The sequence below is a fragment of the Paenibacillus wynnii genome (assembly GCF_000757885.1).
Classification (GTDB): Bacteria; Bacillota; Bacilli; order Paenibacillales; family Paenibacillaceae; genus Paenibacillus_AQ; species Paenibacillus_AQ wynnii.
Map to the genome: position 1 here is coordinate 2,392,502 of NZ_JQCR01000003.1, position 19,968 is coordinate 2,412,469.

General features: G+C 46.4%; 13 protein-coding genes, 7 tRNA genes and 3 rRNA genes. 5 read left to right on the forward strand and 18 right to left on the reverse strand.

Annotated features, from left to right (window positions below; genetic code table 11):
• Positions 1-18 precede the first annotated feature (18 nt).
• From ruvB to PWYN_RS26505, 4 genes are all read right to left on the reverse strand, one after another.
• Positions 19-1,026 carry a Holliday junction branch migration DNA helicase RuvB gene (ruvB, locus tag PWYN_RS26490; protein WP_036658231.1) on the reverse strand — a complete coding sequence of 336 codons (1,008 nt, stop codon included), beginning with the start codon at positions 1,024-1,026 and terminating at the stop codon, positions 19-21.
• A gap of 36 nt (positions 1,027-1,062) precedes the next feature.
• The gene (gene ruvA / locus PWYN_RS26495; protein ID WP_036658233.1) at positions 1,063-1,680 is read right to left on the reverse strand and encodes a Holliday junction branch migration protein RuvA; all 618 of its coding nucleotides are present in this window, start codon (positions 1,678-1,680) and stop codon (positions 1,063-1,065) included.
• Positions 1,677-2,180, reverse strand: a complete 504-nt coding sequence (gene ruvC / locus PWYN_RS26500) for a crossover junction endodeoxyribonuclease RuvC (protein WP_036658235.1) — start codon at positions 2,178-2,180, stop codon at positions 1,677-1,679. Before ruvC ends, ruvA begins: the two co-directional genes overlap by 4 nt.
• A gap of 180 nt (positions 2,181-2,360) precedes the next feature.
• Positions 2,361-3,083: a BofC C-terminal domain-containing protein gene (locus tag PWYN_RS26505; RefSeq protein ID WP_036658237.1), complete on the reverse strand. Its 723-nt coding sequence runs from the start codon at positions 3,081-3,083 to the stop codon at positions 2,361-2,363.
• Between the two features lie 264 nt (positions 3,084-3,347).
• Between PWYN_RS26505 and fabV the strand changes: the two genes are divergently transcribed.
• From fabV to PWYN_RS26530, 5 genes are all read left to right on the forward strand, one after another.
• Positions 3,348-4,538: an enoyl-ACP reductase FabV gene (fabV, locus tag PWYN_RS26510; protein ID WP_036658238.1), complete on the forward strand. Its 1,191-nt coding sequence runs from the start codon at positions 3,348-3,350 to the stop codon at positions 4,536-4,538.
• Between the two features lie 192 nt (positions 4,539-4,730).
• Positions 4,731-5,966 carry an FprA family A-type flavoprotein gene (locus PWYN_RS26515; protein ID WP_036658240.1) on the forward strand — a complete coding sequence of 412 codons (1,236 nt, stop codon included), beginning with the start codon at positions 4,731-4,733 and terminating at the stop codon, positions 5,964-5,966.
• 30 nt (positions 5,967-5,996) lie between these two features.
• Positions 5,997-7,217 (forward strand): NAD(P)/FAD-dependent oxidoreductase, encoded by a 1,221-nt coding sequence (locus PWYN_RS26520; protein WP_036658243.1) that lies wholly within the window; start codon positions 5,997-5,999, stop codon positions 7,215-7,217.
• Positions 7,218-7,249: 32 nt separating this feature from the next.
• Positions 7,250-7,417 carry a rubredoxin gene (gene rd, locus PWYN_RS26525; RefSeq protein ID WP_036658246.1) on the forward strand — a complete coding sequence of 56 codons (168 nt, stop codon included), beginning with the start codon at positions 7,250-7,252 and terminating at the stop codon, positions 7,415-7,417.
• 84 nt (positions 7,418-7,501) lie between these two features.
• Positions 7,502-8,209, forward strand: coding sequence for a Crp/Fnr family transcriptional regulator (locus tag PWYN_RS26530; protein ID WP_036658249.1), 708 nt, complete (start codon positions 7,502-7,504; stop codon positions 8,207-8,209).
• A 182-nt stretch (positions 8,210-8,391) separates the two neighbouring features.
• Here the strand turns inward: PWYN_RS26530 and PWYN_RS26535 are convergent.
• The 14 genes from PWYN_RS26535 to thrB all read right to left on the reverse strand — a co-directional run bounded on the left by PWYN_RS26535 (position 8,392) and on the right by thrB (position 19,967).
• Positions 8,392-8,470, reverse strand: a tRNA-Leu gene (locus PWYN_RS26535).
• Positions 8,471-8,499: 29 nt separating this feature from the next.
• Positions 8,500-8,576 (reverse strand) — tRNA-Arg (locus PWYN_RS26540).
• Between the two features lie 8 nt (positions 8,577-8,584).
• Positions 8,585-8,659: transfer RNA gene (locus tag PWYN_RS26545), tRNA-Gly, on the reverse strand.
• 40 nt (positions 8,660-8,699) lie between these two features.
• Positions 8,700-8,777, reverse strand: a tRNA-Asp gene (locus PWYN_RS26550).
• Positions 8,778-8,781: 4 nt separating this feature from the next.
• A tRNA-Met gene (locus PWYN_RS26555) sits at positions 8,782-8,858 on the reverse strand.
• 21 nt (positions 8,859-8,879) lie between these two features.
• Positions 8,880-8,955 (reverse strand) — tRNA-Val (locus tag PWYN_RS26560).
• 62 nt (positions 8,956-9,017) lie between these two features.
• Positions 9,018-9,092 (reverse strand) — tRNA-Glu (locus tag PWYN_RS26565).
• A gap of 583 nt (positions 9,093-9,675) precedes the next feature.
• Positions 9,676-9,792, reverse strand: a 5S ribosomal RNA gene (gene rrf, locus PWYN_RS26570).
• A gap of 54 nt (positions 9,793-9,846) precedes the next feature.
• Positions 9,847-12,773, reverse strand: a 23S ribosomal RNA gene (locus PWYN_RS26575).
• A 414-nt stretch (positions 12,774-13,187) separates the two neighbouring features.
• Positions 13,188-14,745: ribosomal RNA gene (locus PWYN_RS26580) — 16S ribosomal RNA — on the reverse strand.
• Together the 16S, 23S and 5S rRNA genes form the textbook arrangement of a ribosomal RNA operon.
• Before the next feature lie 491 nt (positions 14,746-15,236).
• Positions 15,237-16,913 carry a LysM peptidoglycan-binding domain-containing protein gene (locus tag PWYN_RS28390; protein ID WP_052088430.1) on the reverse strand — a complete coding sequence of 559 codons (1,677 nt, stop codon included), beginning with the start codon at positions 16,911-16,913 and terminating at the stop codon, positions 15,237-15,239.
• A gap of 283 nt (positions 16,914-17,196) precedes the next feature.
• Positions 17,197-18,081: a branched-chain-amino-acid transaminase gene (ilvE, locus tag PWYN_RS26590; RefSeq protein ID WP_036658252.1), complete on the reverse strand. Its 885-nt coding sequence runs from the start codon at positions 18,079-18,081 to the stop codon at positions 17,197-17,199.
• Between the two features lie 3 nt (positions 18,082-18,084).
• A complete protein-coding gene (gene pheA / locus PWYN_RS26595; protein WP_036658255.1) occupies positions 18,085-18,972 on the reverse strand; it encodes a prephenate dehydratase in 888 nt (295 codons plus the stop codon).
• Positions 18,969-19,967, reverse strand: coding sequence for a homoserine kinase (gene thrB / locus PWYN_RS26600; RefSeq protein ID WP_240479839.1), 999 nt, complete (start codon positions 19,965-19,967; stop codon positions 18,969-18,971). The genes pheA and thrB overlap by 4 nt, the downstream gene beginning before the upstream one ends.
• Position 19,968: the final 1 nt, after the last annotated feature.

The following is a 19,968-nucleotide window of genomic DNA, read 5'->3' on the forward strand; positions in this document are numbered from 1 at the left end:
CATAAATGTAGTTGATTCTCAGGTCTGCTCCGGAGGGAGCGATAGGCCCAAGTGTTGATAGGCTGCTGGTGTAACAATTCTTCCGCGCGGTGTTCTTTGCATGAACCCAATCTGTAATAAATAAGGCTCATATACATCTTCAATCGTTTGGCTCTCTTCGCCTATAGTGGCGGCTATTGTATCAAGCCCTACAGGGCCTCCACGAAAGCCTGTAATCATAGAGCGCAGCATCTTGTGGTCAATGCTGTCGAGTCCAAGAGGATCGACTTGAAGCAACTTTAAGGCCTCACTGGCAATCTCAGGTGTAATGATTCCATCGCCCCGGACCTGTGCAAAGTCCCGGACCCTCTTCAGCAAACGATTCGCTATCCGCGGAGTTCCCCTTGAGCGTAAGGCCACCTCGTCGGCGGCATCACCAAGAATCTCAATGCCCAATAGATCGGCATTGCGCGAGACGATATAACTTAATTCATCTATTGAATACAACTCTAGACGACTTACAACCCCGAAACGGTCGCGTAGCGGTGCTGACAACATTCCTGCACGGGTTGTTGCACCGATTAGGGTAAAGGGCGGTAAATCCAGGCGCATGGAGCGGGCGCTTGGTCCCTTACCAATCATGATATCAAGTGCAAAATCCTCCATAGCCGGATACAGTACCTCTTCCACAGTTCGGTGCAGACGATGGATCTCATCGATGAATAACACATCGCCCTCTTGCAGATTGGTCAGAAGTGCAGCCAAGTCACCTGGGCGTTCTATAGCAGGACCCGATGTTGTGCGCAGGCTGACACCCAGTTCATTGGCGATAATATTAGCCAAAGTCGTTTTCCCAAGGCCCGGAGGTCCATAGAGAAGTACATGATCCAAAGCTTCACTTCTCATTTTTGCAGCTTCTATATATATTTTCAGGTTTTCTTTGACCTGGTTCTGTCCGATATACTCACCCAGATAACGAGGACGCAAGCTAAACTCAACCGCCTGCTCTTCCATCATTAAATTTGCGGATATGATCCGGTCATCCATCTTTCATCGCTCCCATTCTTCAGCATGTCTGTAGTCCTATCTAGCTACATACAGAAGCTTAAGCGCTCTTTTCATCAGCACGTCAACCGTTTCCGACTCTGCTCCCTCTTGCTTCAAGGAGAGCCATGCACGATCCAGCTCACTTTCTGTATAACCGAGCGCCTTCAACCCGTCTCTGGCCTCCTGCCAAGGCAGAACACCGTCTTCCGTGTCCTGATTCACAGCAAACAGACCTGTCTGTATAGGGATGTTCCCCAGACCCTCCAGCTTGTCCTTCAAATCCAGAATCATCCGCTGTGCCGTTTTCTTGCCGATCCCCGGCAGCTTAATCAGGAAAGTTATGTTCTCTTGATAAATAGCAGATATCAGTTGATCCGGAGTTCCCCCCGTCAATATCCCCAAAGCCACGCGTGGGCCGATCCCCGACACCTCTATCAGCTTGCGGAACAATCTTTGCTCCTCCCGGGTAGGAAACCCAAATAGAAGCGTGGCATCTTCACGTGTCTGGTAATGGATAAAGATCGTTACAGGTCCATCGACCTTGGCAAAAGCATACGGATTCGGGCAAAATACCCGGTATCCTACGCCCTGAACATCCAATACCACATATTCCGACTCTAAATGAACAACGGGACCTCTTAAGAAATCTATCATTTTCGCAATACCTCATTTAATTTGGAATTAAGACTATAGGAATGGGCATGACATACCGCTACTGCTAAAGCATCTGCTACATCGTCCGGTTTCGGAACTACTGATAATTTCAGCAGCATCTTAATCATTTCCTGCACCTGATGTTTCTCTGCTTTGCCGTAGCCGACAACGGCTTGCTTGACCTGCATAGGAGTATATTCCGCTACGGGCAGTCCGCGCTGTACAGCAGCCAGAATGATCACGCCACGAGCTTGTGCAACGGGTAATGCGGTCGAAACATTTCGACTGAAGAACAGCTTTTCAATCGCTACCGTATCCGGTTTATATTTATCAATCAGCTGAACCATGCCTTCATAGACATGAAGCAGTCGTTCTTCCTCCGGTGTGTGAGCCTCTGTCTGAATACAGCCGTATTGAACTGGCTTCAGTTTATTGGCCTCCTTGTCCACGAATCCGAACCCCACAATCGCCAGCCCCGGGTCAATTCCAAGAATGCGCAATTCTATCTCTCCTCTATTAAAGCGAACATATGTATTCCTTCTAACCATTATAGCAAAAATAGCCCTTCCGGGAGAAAAAAATTTGCAATTGCAAATAATAATGAAACGACTCTTAAAGACACAGAAATAAGGCTTCCGATGCTTGCATCAGAAACCTTTAATTTATATCTATATTTAAGTCTAATCCTTACTTTGCATAACTTGTTCCGCACTATCCCTTGCATAGTCGCTAAAAGTAGACAGCACACTATTGTACTCTTCGATATCCTGAACCCGAATCCCCTCCTGAAGCTGCTTCCAAATATTCTCCGGTAACGAGGACTTCATGGAGCCCATATCCATCTGAAAAAAGGTCTTTAGAACCTCCTCCTTCACCGGATGCCCCTTGAATAAGGTTAGATTACCGTGTTCATCCACACCAATGTAGGAATCTTTTTTGCAGGACGGTGATAGATCTTCCACTTTCTTTTCAAGCCATAAGTCGCCTTCAGTGCTTAGCCAACCCTTCCATGCTTGGTGCTCTGTGATTAGAGCCTTAAGCTGAACAGGATCTTTCACTCCGGGTAACGTCTGAATTTCCTCACCGCTTACGTAGTTTATTTTCAGGTGAACCGTTCTGCTAATCCCGCTTTGGGCGATGATCTTCAGAAGTTGTTCATTCTGTAAAGTAACTGATTTATCTTCCTGGATGTCCTCTTGTGCTTTCCATACAGCTGCCGCCGGCTCATCCCCAGAATTCACTTGTAGTGATGAATGGGTCAACAGACCACTGATTTCCTGCGGGACCCGCATCCCGCCCCATGCCAATATTGTCAAAGCCGCACATGCCGTTCCAACCCAAAGCGCCTTTTTCCAACGTCTCCATCGCCGCCAAAGTTGTTTTTTTAAGCGAAAAGCGTTCACGTTAATCCCTTCATTCTACTTTTTTCCTATTGTGACCTATGAAGGGAGCATTTATGCGCTTATAGAGGAATAATTCAAATGACTTTGAATTTTATTAAATTTTTGAGTTTCTTGAGTTTCTTACGATCCTGCTCATTCACTTCAATTCATGTTTCGTGTATAATTTAGCTTGATGTAGGTACGGAAATATTCGGTATGACTACCAGCAATCCTATTAATAGTTTCTTCTACTGCCTAAATATAAGAAAAAGGGGAACTTCATTGATGATTATTCATCCAAAAACACGCAGCTTTATATGCACAACAGCTCATCCGGAGGGATGCGCAAAGCAAATCGAGAAACAAATTGATTACATAAATGCTCAAAAAAAGTTTAACGGCCCCACTAATGTACTAGTCATCGGTGCTTCAACCGGGTACGGACTTGCTTCACGTATTGCTGCCGCCTTTGGTGCAGGTGCCAACACCCTGGGAGTTTTCTTTGACAGAGCAGCAGAAGGTGCGCGTACCGCAACTGCAGGCTGGTACAATACCGCGGCATTTGAAGCAAAAGCTAAACAAAACGGGCTTAAATCCTTCAGTATTGTCGGAGATGCCTTCTCGGACAGCATTAAAGCCAAAACCATAGAACTCATTAAGGCAGAATTCGGCCAAGTTGATTTAGTAGTATACAGCCTTGCTTCCCCACGCCGGACACACCCGGTTACAGGAGAAATTTTTTCTTCTGTTATTAAGCCTATTGGACCTACTTATACGAATAAAACCTTGAACTTCCACAGCGGAGAAGTATCGTTTACCAGTATCGAACCCGCTACTGATGAAGAAATCCGTCAAACCACCGCAGTCATGGGGGGCGAAGATTGGAGAATGTGGATAGAGCAGCTGTCTGAGGCGGGCGTCATTGCCAAAGGAGCTACAACTGTCGCTTACTCTTATGTTGGGCCTGAGGTTACACAACCCGTTTATCGCGAAGGAACTATCGGCAAAGCCAAAAATGATCTTGAAAATACGGCTATACAATTGAATGATCTTCTTCAATCACAAGGCGGACGTGCCTTTGTTTCGGTCAATAAAGCATTGGTAACTCAATCGAGTTCGGCTATTCCTGTCGTTCCGCTGTATATTTCCGCACTTTACAAAGTAATGAAGGAAAAAGAACTGCATGAGAACTGCATCGAACAAATGTATCGTCTATTCTCCGAACGTTTATATGGGGAAGGTACCGTTGAAGTGGATGAGAAAGGCCTTATTCGGATTGATGACTGGGAAATGCGCGAAGATGTTCAGGCAGAGGTAATGAAACGTTGGCTCGATCTGGATACAGACAATGTTAATGATCTAGCGGATCTTACAGGTTACCAGCAAGACTTTTATAATCTGTTCGGTTTTCGAACCGAAGGTATAGATTATGAGGCAGATGTAGATCAAAATGTTGACATTCCGAACCTGTACTAATTGAATTCCTAGCGAAAATATATAGATATACCAAGCTCCCCACACTCTGGGGGGCTTTTTTGTTGTTAGGATAATTGCATTTTTTATTATTATTTCAAAATTTGATTTCAATCCTCTTTTTTAGAAAGGGAACGAGATAGAATCAAATTGCTGATACACATAAATACACATAAAGCACAGGAGGTTATTGGAATGAAACCAGGATTTAAACTAGCAAAAGATATTTATTGGGTGGGTAAAATCGATGAACGCGAGGTTCCCTTTCACCGCCTGCTCTTAACAAAAGGTACCACTTACAACTCGTATTTGCTCAAAACCGGCAAGCCGACCGTCATAGATACAGTAGATATGGAATTCGGAAGAGAATTCGCAGAACAACTGTCTGAGTTAATAGATCCCCTCGATATTCAGTACATTGTAATCAATCATACAGAACCTGACCACTCGGGCGGATTGGCGGCACTCGCTGGTAAAGCTACTAACGCTACCATCGTCTGCACGGAGATCGCCGTACCCGAAATTCAGCAGATGTATAAGCTGCAGCATCGCAACTATCTCGTGGTTAAAGACGGAGACCAGCTGGATATCGGCGGGAAAACCCTCCTGTTCAAAGAGACTCCCTACCTTCATACAGAAGAGACGATGATTACCTACTGTATAGAGGATAAAATATTATTTCCCTGCGATATTTTCAGCACGCATATTGCCGTGGAGAAGCTTTTTGCCGATGAGGCTGGGTTTGATATTACCGAGGATTTCAAAGGCTATTATCAGGCCATTATCCACCCGCACAGAAGGTATGTACGGACATTGATGGAAGCGATCAAGGATTTGGAGATTGACATGATTGCCCCTTCACACGGATTTGCGATCCGACAAGACATTCCTAAATTCATTAACTTATATGCAGAACTTAGCTCCGAGACGACAGTAGGCAAGAAAGTCTCTATTGTCTATACAACTATTAAGAATAGCACTAAAAAAATGGCCCACATCCTGCAGGATTCTTTCTTGGAAAACAATATTGAGGTCGAACTGTGGGACGCAGACAAATCCGATGAAGCCGATATTCTAAAAAGTATTGCAGCGGCTGACGCTGTCTTTATCGGAAGTTCAACCAAGTATGCGGATATGACCGGGAATTTGGAAAGTATTTTGCTTAAACTTAAGGATTTGAATTTGGAAGGTAAGTTAGCCGCAGCATTCGGTTCCTATGGTTGGAGTGGAGAAGCTATTGAAGTAGTGCAGGATTACTTAAACGGAACGAACATGGCCGTACAAAGCACTTCACACGTTATCAAAACAACCGGAATGACCCATGTTGAATTCCCGATCCGTATCCGTTTCTCCCCTAAAGAGAAAGAAAAAATCTCCAAAATCAAAAACGCCGCCGAGTTCGTCTCGGACCTGCTTCTTAGCGCGATCTAAACTAACCATAGAATCAACGGAGGAAACCAGATGGAAGAGAAACATTACGTTATTGTTGGTAGCGGAGTAGCCGCTGTACATGCAGCCAAAGCAATCAGAGATCATGACGGGGAAGCATCCATCTCCATTTATGGAGAAGAATCCAACCTGCCTTATAACCGGATTAAACTCTCCAAGGGATTATTCACGGACCTGCACAGCGATAAAGTGTTAATTAAGAAAGAAAAGTGGTATCTGGAAAATCGGATCAAAGTCCAAAGCGGTACATCCATCACTGATATTGATCCAGATAAAAGAGTTGCAACTACCGGGGATGGGCAGAACGTTCCCTATTATAAGCTCCTTCTGTGTACAGGGGCCGCAAACCGGAAATTGAACATGGATGGAGCATCCTTGCGCAATGTCCATAACATTCGCGATATGACGGATGCTGACAAGCTTAAGTCAGAACTGCAAAGTGGTAACCGCATCTGTATTATTGGCGGAGGCGTTCAGGGTGTGGAGACCGCATGGTCCTTTATAGAAGCAGGCTATCACGTAACCATTGTAGAAGCTGCCCCGCGTCTTATGAGCAGACAACTGGATGAACAAGCCTCAACACTTCTGACACAAAGAATTATCGGTCTAGGAGCTGACGTAAGACTCGGCCAGGGAGTTAAATGTATCAGGGGAACAGACAGCGTGCAGGGAGTTGAGCTTGAAGACAGCACTATACTACCTTGTGAGCATGTCGTATACTCGATCGGAATCATACCGAATACAGACCTTGCCCGTAAGGCGAGTATTCATGTACAGTCAGGCATCCTTGTGAATGAGAACATGGAGACTAGTACGGCCCATGTGTATGCTGCAGGTGACGCAGCCGAGTATCTCGGCAAAGTGGAAGGCCTGTGGGGAGGAGCAATCGAACAAGGGAAAATAGCCGGTACCAATATGACAGGTACCCCGGTTGCTTACCAGAGGTCTGTACCCGTTACTTTATTCAACGCCTTTGAGACACCCCTATTTTCCATTGGTATGGTTGATGAGGAGCAATGTGATAATAGCTTGACCCATTTAGTTGGAGAGCTTTACACTCGTATTTTTATAAAAGATGATTCCATTGTAGGAGTCATTTCATTTGAAGGTGCTGCTGCTTCCCTCTCTTATAAGACAGCGATTGAGCAGAGAATAACACTTGATGGTATTGATCTTGCTCACAGCACAATTAAGGAAATTATTGGCGAGGTCATGAAACGATCACAGAAATAACACTATAAATCTACTGACAAGGAGATCAGATTATGAAAAAATATATATGTGAGCCCTGTGGCTATATCTACGACCCGGCTATTGGTGATCCTGATGAAGATGTTTGTCCAGGTACAGCCTTTGAGGATCTCCCAGAGGATTGGATTTGTCCGGTCTGCGGAGAAGATACCAGTCACTTTGCGCCTATTGAAGATAAGTAATAACTAGATAAATCGAATAGTAACGGTTTAGCAAATCGATAAATAATCGCGGGACCATCATGCAACCGTGAGAGAGGTGATTGTATGACAGAACATTCCTGCCAATTCTCTAAGGAGCCCTGTACACGCAAAGTTCCAATCTTTACTTCGTTATCTGATGAGGACCTTGCAAAGGTCAGCGCCATGATCAAACACAAAAAGTACAGTAAGGGACAAGCTTTAATCTTAGAGGAGCAGCCTTCAGATACGTTGTATATCATTAAACAAGGACAAGTTAAACTCTTAAAAGTTACGCCGCAGGGAAAGGAACAAATTCTGCATATACTCTCGACGGGCGATTTCTTCGGTGAGCTTAACATCTTTAACAGTGATGAAGTGAGTAATTTCAGTGCCTATGCACTGAAAAACACGGATATATGTCTGCTTACCAAAGCAGATATGGAACAGCTAATCGAGGAAAACCCGGATATCTCACTCAAACTACTTAAAACTATTACCAAAAGATTAGCTCACACTGAAAATTTGGCTCAAAGCCTTGCTACAAAAGATCCTGAAATCCGAATTGCTTATATGATTTTGGAACTTGGGTACAAATATGGAAAGCCAGGCAACGAGCAGATTCATGTGAGACTTCCCCTTTCACGTGAGGAAATGGCAAATTACGTGGGTGTCACACGGGAAACTATCAGTCGAAAATTTAGTAAATTTGAGCAACTAGGCATCATTGAGATCAACGGTACGCGGGAACTCACCATCTGCGATATGTCTAAATTGACTGCATATGTCGAATAAGCTCTTAACCTTAATAAGTAATTAACTATAGGGCATATAATAAAAAGGGATCGCCTCATTCAACCTAATTAACGGATGAGACGGTCCCTTCTGCATATACTTCTGATCAGAAGTTATAATAGATGCAAAGAAAAAAGGATTATAAGATCGCTTAGATAAGCAATCTTATAATCCTTTTGTTATACCGGCGAGAGGACTCGAACCTCCACGGTTTCCCTCTCGATTTTGAGTCGAGCGCGTCTGCCATTCCGCCACGCCGGCACAATCATAACCATCTAATTTAAGTATAATGGCGCGCCCTGAGAGATTCGAACTCCCGGCCTTTTGATTCGTAGTCAAACGCTCTATCCAGCTGAGCTAAGGGCGCACATATAATGGAGCGGACGACGGGAATCGAACCCGCGACCCTCGCCTTGGCAAGGCGATGCTCTACCGCTGAGCCACGTCCGCACACGGTATGTATTCACATGCAATCATTTAATTTACAAAATGGCGGAACCGACGGGATTCGAACCCGCGATCTCCTGCGTGACAGGCAGGCATGTTAGGCCAACTACACCACGGTTCCAAATTGGTTGCGGGGGCAGGATTTGAACCTGCGGCCTTCGGGTTATGAGCCCGACGAGCTACCGGGCTGCTCCACCCCGCGTCATAAGCAATATAAAATTGATGGTGGAGGCTGAGGGGTTCGAACCCCCGACCCTCTGCTTGTAAGGCAGATGCTCTCCCAGCTGAGCTAAGCCTCCATAAGTGGAACAACTTATATATCATAACATATCTCATTTATTAAAGCAATCTAAAAATTAATTGGTGACCCGTATGGGATTCGAACCCATGTTACCTCCGTGAAAGGGAGGTGTCTTAACCCCTTGACCAACGGGTCTTGTTATGAATTTCCAATAAGAACAACAAATAATATTATATCAATTCCTCCACTAGAAAGCAATAGTTTTATTTGGAATTACTAGTGAAGCATTTATGATATTAGCCCTGGCAACTCATGTGGAGTTCCACTCCCATCTAGATGATAGAACATTCGTTGAGATCTTCTCAGGATGTATAAGTGGCTTATCGGACCTAGCAGACACTATTACTCCAAATACCTGACCATCGTACTTAAGCGGACTCAGAAGACCCTATTTACTCCAAATACCTGAATATCGTACTTATGTGGACTCAGAAGACCCTATTTACAAGAATTCAGCTATAAATAGCCCACTATTAGCAAATAGCGGAATCTATGTCCGTATAACTTACTTATGAAGCAATTTAGTGATAATAAGAGCTCTGTAGTCCGCATAGGTTTTCACCCGCTCTGCTCTACTTTACTGTATATGTACTTTAGCAGCTATTAGGCTCGAGCTTAATTGTTAGCTTCATGTAGAAACAAACAGATACTCGAATTTTATTATTATTAGATTTTGCATAACAAAAAACCACCGTTGATTTCAACAGTGGTCTCATGTGCTTGGCAACGTCCTACTCTCCCAGGACCCTTCGGTCCAAGTACCATCGGCGCTGGAGGTCTTAACGGTCGTGTTCGGGATGGGTACGCGTGGAACCCCTCCGCTATCGCCACCAAACGGCAGGCTTAATCGCCTGAAAACTGAATCCGAAACAAATCTGCGTTTAGATATTTGGATAAGCCCTCGACCGATTAGTATTGGTCAGCTCCATGCATTGCTGCACTTCCACCTCCAACCTATCTACCTCGTCGTCTTCAAGGGGTCTTACTAATTGGGAAATCTCATCTTGAGGGGGGCTTCACGCTTAGATGCTTTCAGCGCTTATCCCGTCCGTACGTAGCTACTCAGCCATGCTCCTGGCGGAACAACTGATGCACCAGCGGTACGTCCATCCCGGTCCTCTCGTACTAAGGACAGCTCCTCTCAAATTTCCTGCGCCCACGACAGATAGGGACCGAACTGTCTCACGACGTTCTGAACCCAGCTCGCGTACCGCTTTAATGGGCGAACAGCCCAACCCTTGGGACCTACTTCAGCCCCAGGATGCGATGAGCCGACATCGAGGTGCCAAACCTCCCCGTCGATGTGGACTCTTGGGGGAGATAAGCCTGTTATCCCCAGGGTAGCTTTTATCCGTTGAGCGATGGCCCTTCCATGCGGTACCACCGGATCACTAAGTCCGACTTTCGTCCCTGCTCGACTTGTAGGTCTCGCAGTCAAGCTCCCTTATGCCTTTGCACTCTTCGAATGATTTCCAACCATTCTGAGGGAACCTTGGAACGCCTCCGTTACTCTTTAGGAGGCGACCGCCCCAGTCAAACTGCCCGCCTGACACGGTCCCCGTACCCGATTAGGGCACTAGGTTAGAACCTAGATACGATCAGGGTGGTATCCCAACGTCGCCTCTGCAGAAGCTTGCGCTCCTGCTTCTCTGGCTCCCACCTATCCTGTACAGATCGTACCCAAATTCAATATCAAGCTGCAGTAAAGCTCCATGGGGTCTTTCCGTCTTGTCGCGGGTAACCTGCATCTTCACAGGTATTAAAATTTCACCGGATCTCTCGTTGAGACAGCGCCCAAGTCGTTACGCCATTCGTGCGGGTCAGAATTTACCTGACAAGGAATTTCGCTACCTTAGGACCGTTATAGTTACGGCCGCCGTTTACTGGGGCTTCGGTTCACAGCTTCGGATTGCTCCTAACCGCTCCCCTTAACCTTCCAGCACCGGGCAGGCGTCAGCCCGTATACTTCGCCTTGCGGCTTCGCACAGACCTGTGTTTTTGCTAAACAGTCGCTTGGGCCTTTTCACTGCGGCCCCCTCGTGCTATTCACACTACCGGGGCACCCCTTCTCCCGAAGTTACGGGGTCATTTTGCCGAGTTCCTTAACGAGAGTTCTTCCGCGCGCCTTAGAATTCTCTTCTCGCCTACCTGTGTCGGTTTGCGGTACGGGCACCTTCTCCTGGCTAGAGGCTTTTCTTGGCAGTGTGAGATCATGACCTTCGCTACTACAATTTTCGCTCCCCATCACAGCCTGGCCTAACAATGTGCGGATTTGCCTACACATTAGCCTCACTGCTTAGACGGACACTTCCATCAGTCCGCGTCACTACCCTCCTGCGTCACCCCATCGCTCATAGCGGATTACGGTGGTACAGTAATTTCAAACTGTTGTCCTTCGACTACGCCTTTCGGCCTCGCCTTAGGTCCCGACTTACCCTGAGCGGACGAGCCTTCCTCAGGAAACCTTGGGCTTTCGGCGGATCAGATTCTCACTGATCTTTTCGTTACTCATACCGGCATTCTCACTTGTATACGCTCCAGCACTCCTCACGGTATACCTTCAACGTATATACAACGCTCCCCTACCCCAGATACTAAGTATCTAGCCATAGCTTCGGTGGTGTGTTTAGCCCCGTTACATTTTCGGCGCAGAGTCACTCGACCAGTGAGCTATTACGCACTCTTTCAATGGTGGCTGCTTCTAAGCCAACATCCTGGTTGTCTGTGCAACTCCACATCCTTTCCCACTTAACACACACTTGGGGACCTTAGCTGATGGTCTGGGCTGTTTCCCTTTCGACAATGGATCTTAGCACTCACTGTCTGACTCCCGGCAATAAGTATATGGCATTCGGAGTTTGACTGATCTTGGTAACCCTTGCGGGCCCCGCAACCAATCAGTGCTCTACCTCCACTACTCTAATACCGAGGCTAGCCCTAAAGCTATTTCGGGGAGAACCAGCTATCTCCGAGTTCGATTGGAATTTCTCCGCTACCCCCACCTCATCCCCGCATTTTTCAACATGCGTGGGTTCGGGCCTCCAGTGCGTGTTACCGCACCTTCACCCTGGACAGGGGTAGATCACACGGTTTCGGGTCTACGTCCACATACTCAATCGCCCTATTCAGACTCGCTTTCGCTGCGGCTCCGTCTTCTCGACTTAACCTTGCATGTTAAACGTAACTCGCCGGTTCATTCTACAAAAGGCACGCCATCACCCATAGATAGGGCTCTGACTTTTTGTAAGCACACGGTTTCAGGTTCTATTTCACTCCCCTTCCGGGGTGCTTTTCACCTTTCCCTCACGGTACTGTTTCACTATCGGTCGCCAGGTAGTATTTAGCCTTAGCAGATGGTCCTGCTGGATTCATACGGGGTTTCACGTGCCCCGCACTACTCGGGATCCGTCTCGGAGAGAACACAGTTTAGATTACAGGGCTTTTACCTCTATCGCGGGCCTTTCCAGACCTCTTCATCTACTGTATTCCTTTGTAACTCCATGTGAGACGTCCCACAACCCCAAGGGGCAAGCCCCTTGGTTTAGGCTGTTCCGCGTTCGCTCGCCGCTACTGACGGAATCACTATTGTTTTCTCTTCCTCAGGGTACTTAGATGTTTCAGTTCCCCTGGTCTGCCTCTACATACCCTATGTATTCAGGTATGAGTAACTGCGAATTACCACAGCTGGGTTTCCCCATTCGGACACCCCCGGATCAAAGCTTGCTTACAGCTCCCCGAGGCAGTTTCGTTGTTCGCCACGTCCTTCGTCGGCTCCTGGCGCCTAGGCATCCTCCGTGTGCTCTTATTAGCTTAACCATCACTCCGGTGTTTGGCTTGTTCGCTCATCTTGTTTTGAATGATGCTCGTGGAAAACCACTCGCAAGGTATTCAAAGCCAAAGGTCGCTTCACAATCCAAAACCTTCGTTTCCAGCTAATAACTAATTTACTTGTTTGCACAAGTTATAGCTAAAAGATGTTCTAAAACGCAAATTCGTTTCGGTATCCAGTTTTCAAGGATCAAGTTTTATCTCATCCGGCTTTAACCCCGGAAGAAGATCATATCATTTACCGCATCTACTTGGCTACAAGTAAGTTTTGGAAATGATACCTTTTGAGAGTTGAACTCTCAAAACTGAGCAACGAGTGAGTGGTTCGAACCTTCAAGGGTCCTTATAGAAGCTTAACGCTTCTGTTCGAATGTCTCCGTTACAGGAAACGATTCTCCATAGAAAGGAGGTGATCCAGCCGCACCTTCCGATACGGCTACCTTGTTACGACTTCACCCCAATCATCTACCCCACCTTCGGCGGCTGGCTCCCTTGCGGGTTACCCCACCGACTTCGGGTGTTGTAAACTCTCGTGGTGTGACGGGCGGTGTGTACAAGACCCGGGAACGTATTCACCGCGGCATGCTGATCCGCGATTACTAGCAATTCCGACTTCATGCAGGCGAGTTGCAGCCTGCAATCCGAACTGAGACCGGCTTTGTTGGGATTCGCTCCACCTTGCGATTTCGCAGCCCGTTGTACCGGCCATTGTAGTACGTGTGTAGCCCAGGTCATAAGGGGCATGATGATTTGACGTCATCCCCACCTTCCTCCGGTTTGTCACCGGCAGTCTGCTTAGAGTGCCCACCATAATGTGCTGGCAACTAAGCATAAGGGTTGCGCTCGTTGCGGGACTTAACCCAACATCTCACGACACGAGCTGACGACAACCATGCACCACCTGTCTCCAATGCTCCGAAGAGGGGCACTATCTCTAATGCTTACATTGGGATGTCAAGACCTGGTAAGGTTCTTCGCGTTGCTTCGAATTAAACCACATACTCCACTGCTTGTGCGGGTCCCCGTCAATTCCTTTGAGTTTCAGTCTTGCGACCGTACTCCCCAGGCGGAGTGCTTACTGTGTTAACTTCGGCACCAAGGGTATCGAAACCCCTAACACCTAGCACTCATCGTTTACGGCGTGGACTACCAGGGTATCTAATCCTGTTTGCTCCCCACGCTTTCGCGCCTCAGCGTCAGTTACAGCCCAGAAAGTCGCCTTCGCCACTGGTGTTCCTCCACATATCTACGCATTTCACCGCTACACGTGGAATTCCACTTTCCTCTTCTGTACTCAAGCCACCCAGTTTCCAGTGCGACCTTAGGTTGAGCCCAAGGTTTAAACACCAGACTTAAATAGCCGCCTGCGCGCGCTTTACGCCCAATAATTCCGGACAACGCTTGCCCCCTACGTATTACCGCGGCTGCTGGCACGTAGTTAGCCGGGGCTTTCTTCTCAGGTACCGTCACTCCGGTAGCAGTTACTCTACCGGACGTTCTTCCCTGGCAACAGAGCTTTACGATCCGAAAACCTTCATCACTCACGCGGCATTGCTCCGTCAGGCTTTCGCCCATTGCGGAAGATTCCCTACTGCTGCCTCCCGTAGGAGTCTGGGCCGTGTCTCAGTCCCAGTGTGGCCGTTCACCCTCTCAGGTCGGCTACGCATCGTCGCCTTGGTGAGCCGTTACCTCACCAACTAGCTAATGCGCCGCAGGCCCATCCCTCAGTGACAGATTGCTCCGTCTTTCATTCTCTCCTCAGGTGAGGAAAGAAATTATCCGGTATTAGCTACCGTTTCCGGTAGTTATCCCAGTCTAAGGGGCAGGTTGCCTACGTGTTACTCACCCGTCCGCCGCTAAATGATTTTGAAAGCAAGCTTTCAAAATCACTCCGCTCGACTTGCATGTATTAGGCATGCCGCCAGCGTTCGTCCTGAGCCAGGATCAAACTCTCCAAATTGTATTTAGAAAGAGCGATTGCTCATTTTGAAACATCTGACGAGAATTTTCATTCTCTGATCACGGTCTTCAAGAAGTCCATGATTTTGGATTTTACTCTCGTAAAATCCCACTCACTCGTTGTTCAGTTTTCAAAGATCAAGTTCTCGTTGTCGGCGATAATGTCTCACCAGCAACTTTTATAATATACCATGTTTCTCAACTAATTGCAATACTTTTTTCAAAAAAATTTCAACTCTCAAATCATCTTTCCAACTCATGACTTCAATATGTCGTCCGTGGCTGGATTTATAATATAACACACTAGCTGACTGAAAAACAACGATCTAATTTTACCATTTTTGAGAGAGTTATTCAACCTATTTACTGAATCATCATGTCTTTGGACCTATAAGAATAGAAACTGCCTCAATAAACAAACAAAAAAACATGTCAGGACGTATCTAGTGATACATCCTGACGCACTGTAGGTAAGGCCAAATATTTGTACTGTTAATTCGAAATCCATGGATTTCTACGCTTTTTAATGGGTGCCGCCCCTTTATTCTTGCTTGAACGCTGTGCTTTTGAAGTCTCCGTCTTCGCTGGTTTGGCACTTCTACTCGAAGTTTTAACTTTTGGAGATGATTCCAACTTTACCTCTTCACTGCTAGCTAGTGATTCCTCAGTGCCTTTAGTAGTTGGAATATCCTCAGTTATTTGAAAGTCATCTTGAATGTTATTTGCTTGTTGTTGAAACTCGGTTATACGATTATGGTACCCGTAACTTTCATTACCCAAGCCTGGATATTGCGGGATTGGAGGAATACTCGACACCATCGAATGTCCATACATATTCTCCGGGGATCCTGGCATACCACTCGGAGATGTCATTTGCGGCATTACAGAATCGTATGGAGAGTAGCTAGGCTGATTTGTATATGTCGGAAAGGAATTATTCATTGGCATTTCATAAGGATTAGCTTGGATTGACTGTACATGTTCACCCATTCCACATCCACACGAAGTTGGCCACGGCATGTTCTGGTACGGATCCACATATTGAGGTGCAGCATACATAGGATAGTTGTTGTTCGGGTTGACTCCCCCTACAGATGCTTCCATATAGTTAGGCATCGCATTGGGGTAGCATGGATCAGGAATATCAACCGGTGAGTACATATTGTTCGGATAATAAAATGGAGGCATGCACTCCGGCTCATACGAGAGCGGTTGAATTTGGTTCATAGGAGCATACATAGCCATATCCTGCATCGGTTCATACAGCGGATAGGCAGGCGGGCAATCATAGAAGTTGGGATTTTCTGTTAAACCCGGATATCCCGCTGATTTATCACAACTGCAAGGCATATGCTGAGCCATAGGAGCAATCTGATGTATTGGTGCTGCCATGTTTGCCGGAGCCATATGATGCATTGGTGCTGTCATGTTTGCCGGAGCCATATGATGCATTGGTGCTGTCATGTTTACTGGAGCTACATGGTGTATTGGTGCTGATTTAGTTATTTGAGCGGGTTGGACCATTGGGATAGGCTGGTTTACCGGAACAGGCGGCATTTCATAGTAGGATACAGCTTCCTGCGTAGGCACAGAGATCTGCACAAACAAGCTTTGTGTCTCGGAGTGCATCATCTTTTCCTGAACTGGAGCTACTTCTGTTGGCATTACTTGAACTGGAGGCACTTCAACTGGCATTACATTAACTGGAGCTTCAGGTGGAAGATCTACCATCAGCGGCTGTTCAATAGGTCCTGTGTACGTTTTTCCTCCAGGCTGTGTTTTATCTGTCATATGGGTCGACATGTGCATAGGTTGTGTTGATTGCAGCGGCGCCATCCCTTTTTTAGGAATATTAACGACTTCTCCCACAAGAAGGGCATTCGGGTTCTTTAATTGAGGGTTGGCGGCAATCATTTCCTGCAGAGGGATTCCCCATGCTTTGGACAGCTTCCACAATGTATCCCCTTGTCTCACAGTATGTTTGTAGTAAACATCATTGTTGTCCGGCATCGTAACTGGAGTCGAAGGTATTTTCACTTTGCCGCCAACTTCCAACACATCCGGGTTACTGATTTGGGGATTGCCCTCAATTAATATTTGCAGCGGGACTCCGTACTTTTGCGATAATGCATACAGCGTATCGCCTTGTTTGACAATGTGTATTTTCACTCAGCATTAACCTCCTAAAAGTTTTTTGGAGTGTTACATTTCAACTACTTCGCGACGTCACTGATCTCGAAAGCATCCGTTCAGAGAATATGCGGTGCTTTCATGCATAGTTATATGCGGTACAGCCGCCTCCTTCGTTACTACATCTTATGCAGCCCATGGGCGATTGACATCCCCGAAATAAAAAAAATCCTCTCATGCAAGCATGAAAGGATTTCTGTGGGTATTCAGATATCATTTCATGCGTTGATGAAAGGGTTTCTGTTGTACTCATTTCATATATCTAGGATTCCCAAACCTTGTATCCGTCTTTGTCTACAACGTTACGGAATTCTTCAAGCAGCTTAAGTGTAATAGGGCCTGCATGACCTTCACCGATAATCCGTCCGTCAATTTCGCGAGCCGCAATAACTTCTGCTGCTGTTCCTGTAAAGAAAACTTCATCCGCGATATAAATATCATGCATAGTAAAAGGTTCTTCCTTCAGCTTGTATCCCAGCTTCTCACACAGCTCAATGATAGCCTGTCGCGTAATTCCTTCCAGCGCCCCCAGATAGCAAGGAGGTGTATACACAACGCCTCTTTTAATAATGAAAATATTATCACCCGAACCCTCAGTAACATATCCCTGAGCGTTCATCATAATGGCTTCATCAGCTTCAGCCAGATTAGACTGAATCTTAACAAGAATATTATTCAGATAGTTAAGGGATTTGATCTTTGGATTAAGAGCATCCGGGAGATTGCGGCGCTGCGATACGGAAACGGCACGAAGTCCGTTAATATAAGCATGCTCAGGATAAATGGCTAATTGCTCAACGATGATTATTACACTGGCTTTGGGACAACGACGCGGATCAAGACCTAAATTCCCTGGACCGCGGGAGACAATAAGACGAATATATCCGTTACGCATCTCATTACGACGAATCGTCTCCGCCATAGCTTCCAACATTTCATCGTATGTCAATGGAATATCTAATTGAATAGATTTTGCTGAATCATACAGCCTGTCCAAGTGTTCCGAGCATTTAAAAATGTTGCCGTTATAAATACGAATGCCTTCAAAAATACCATCACCATATAAAAACCCATGATCAAAAACAGATACCTTTGCATTTTCTTTTGTTACAAATTGTCCATCCAAATAAATCGTTTGTTCAGCCATGAACTACTGCACCTCCGCTTTCTCTTCCTCATAGGTGTATGTGGGATACGAGCCCAGAATCCGTACCTGACAGCGAAGCGCCTCGATTTCCTCAATAGCGGCCTGCAGAAGGATAGATTCTATCGGTTCGAGCACATCAATGTAAAAATAATAGGTTCCCAGTTTCTTTTTCGTGGGACGTGATTCAATACGCGACAGATTCAAACGACGCCAAGCAAAGGTGGATAACACCTGGTGAAGCGCACCTGGAAAGTCTTCCGGTAAAGTTACAAGTACACTTGTTTTGTTACCTGAACTTTTACGCGGGAGCTGGATCTTATCGTGTCCGACTAGCACAAATCGAGTGTAATTGTTATCGTGGTCCGTAATCTTCCGATCAACAATTTCCAAACCATGGGTTGCTGCCCCAAGAGCCGTACCAATTGCAGCCCAGCCTCTCCCGGGATTGTTCTTAACAATCTCTACAGCTTCGGAAGTGCTTCCTACCGATTCCAGCTCTGCCCACGGTGCGTGCTCACGGATATACTGCCCACATTGAGCGGTTGCAACAGGGTGGGAAAGAATTTTCACAATCCCTGAAAAATCTCTCTTTCCGTTAGCATCTTTGAATTCACCAGGTGTGCTGATTAAGTTCTGAACCGAAGGATATATCCACTCCGCCTGCATGGGTAGGTCCACTTCATTGACCAACCAATCGATGTGCAGACTAACCGAACCCTCAATGGTGTTCTCAATCGGGATCACACTGTAATCTGTCTTACCCTCAACTGTAGATAAGAATACATCGGAGATAAGCTTATGATGAACAACATTTATCTGTTCATTACCAAATAGATGCAGTAGAGCTTCGTGAGATACGGAGCCCTGCGGCAGTACCGCTATGGATTTCATGACCGTATATCTCCTTTTATCATATCTAAAAATGATTTGCTTTGCATCTCGTTTCTATCCAGCAGCTCTATGCTTACCCCGGTTATGCAGGGGGAAAGCCAGCATGTCCGTGCAGCAACGCCTTGCTCTCTCATAGTCTCCAATAGAAAAGCTTCAAGTTCACTCTTTCGAGTCTCCTGGCGATCAACCAGAGCAAGTAAGGTGGGACCCGCACCACTAAGGGCAATACCTAAAGCTCCCCGGTTCGTTGCTTCCGCAAGCAGCCTCTCCATTCCAGGAACAAGCGGAGCCCGATAAGGCTGATGCAAACGATCCTGCATCGCAGTACGGATTAAGTCCAACCGCCCAGTGGCTAGTGCTGCCGTTAGTAAGGATGTACGGCTAATATTATATACTGCATCCGCAACTGTAACTTGAGACGGCAGAACCCCTCTAGCTTTAGAAGTAGCCAATTCAAATTCCGGGATAATTACAAGCACCTCAAGATCTGCCGGCGGTTCAATCCGTATATAGTCAGCGGCGATACCATCCCATACAGCGGTGATTATCCCTCCGAAAAGGGAGGCTCCCACATTATCTGGATGCTTCTCCATGGCGGTTGCCATGCTAAATAATTTGGCATTGTCCAAAGGTGAACCTATCATAGCATTGGCTGCAGCCATACCGCCAATAATGGCGGATGCACTGCTTCCGAGTCCCCGTGTCAAGGGAATCTCCGAATACATTGAGATCTCCAGCTCCGGGACAGAGACACCCGCTTCTTCAAATACCATCTGGGCAACCTGATAAATTAAGTTACTCTTGTCCTGCGGCAAGCCCTTCATTTCATCTCCATAGAGATGGAAGGTGGTGAGTTCCGCTTCCTGCATTTCAATCCATGCGTATAAGGATAAGGCCATGCCAAGGGTATCAAAACCAGGACCCAAATTCGCAGTGCTTGCAGGTACCTTTATTCTTGCTCTTTTATAATTATGCGGTTGTATAGAGTTTCTCACT

Excerpts from the sequence above, each read along its gene's own strand:
- ruvB (WP_036658231.1), bottom strand. The coding sequence starts at position 1,026 with ATGGATGACCGGATCATATCCGCAAATTTAATGATGGAAGAGCAGGCG.
- ruvA (WP_036658233.1), bottom strand. The coding sequence starts at position 1,680 with ATGATAGATTTCTTAAGAGGTCCCGTTGTTCATTTAGAGTCGGAATAT.
- fabV (WP_036658238.1), top strand. The coding sequence starts at position 3,348 with ATGATTATTCATCCAAAAACACGCAGCTTTATATGCACAACAGCTCAT.
- PWYN_RS26515 (WP_036658240.1), top strand. The coding sequence starts at position 4,731 with ATGAAACCAGGATTTAAACTAGCAAAAGATATTTATTGGGTGGGTAAA.
- PWYN_RS26520 (WP_036658243.1), top strand. The coding sequence starts at position 5,997 with ATGGAAGAGAAACATTACGTTATTGTTGGTAGCGGAGTAGCCGCTGTA.
- rd (WP_036658246.1), top strand. The coding sequence starts at position 7,250 with ATGAAAAAATATATATGTGAGCCCTGTGGCTATATCTACGACCCGGCT.
- PWYN_RS26530 (WP_036658249.1), top strand. The coding sequence starts at position 7,502 with ATGACAGAACATTCCTGCCAATTCTCTAAGGAGCCCTGTACACGCAAA.
- ilvE (WP_036658252.1), bottom strand. The coding sequence starts at position 18,081 with ATGGCTGAACAAACGATTTATTTGGATGGACAATTTGTAACAAAAGAA.
- pheA (WP_036658255.1), bottom strand. The coding sequence starts at position 18,972 with ATGAAATCCATAGCGGTACTGCCGCAGGGCTCCGTATCTCACGAAGCT.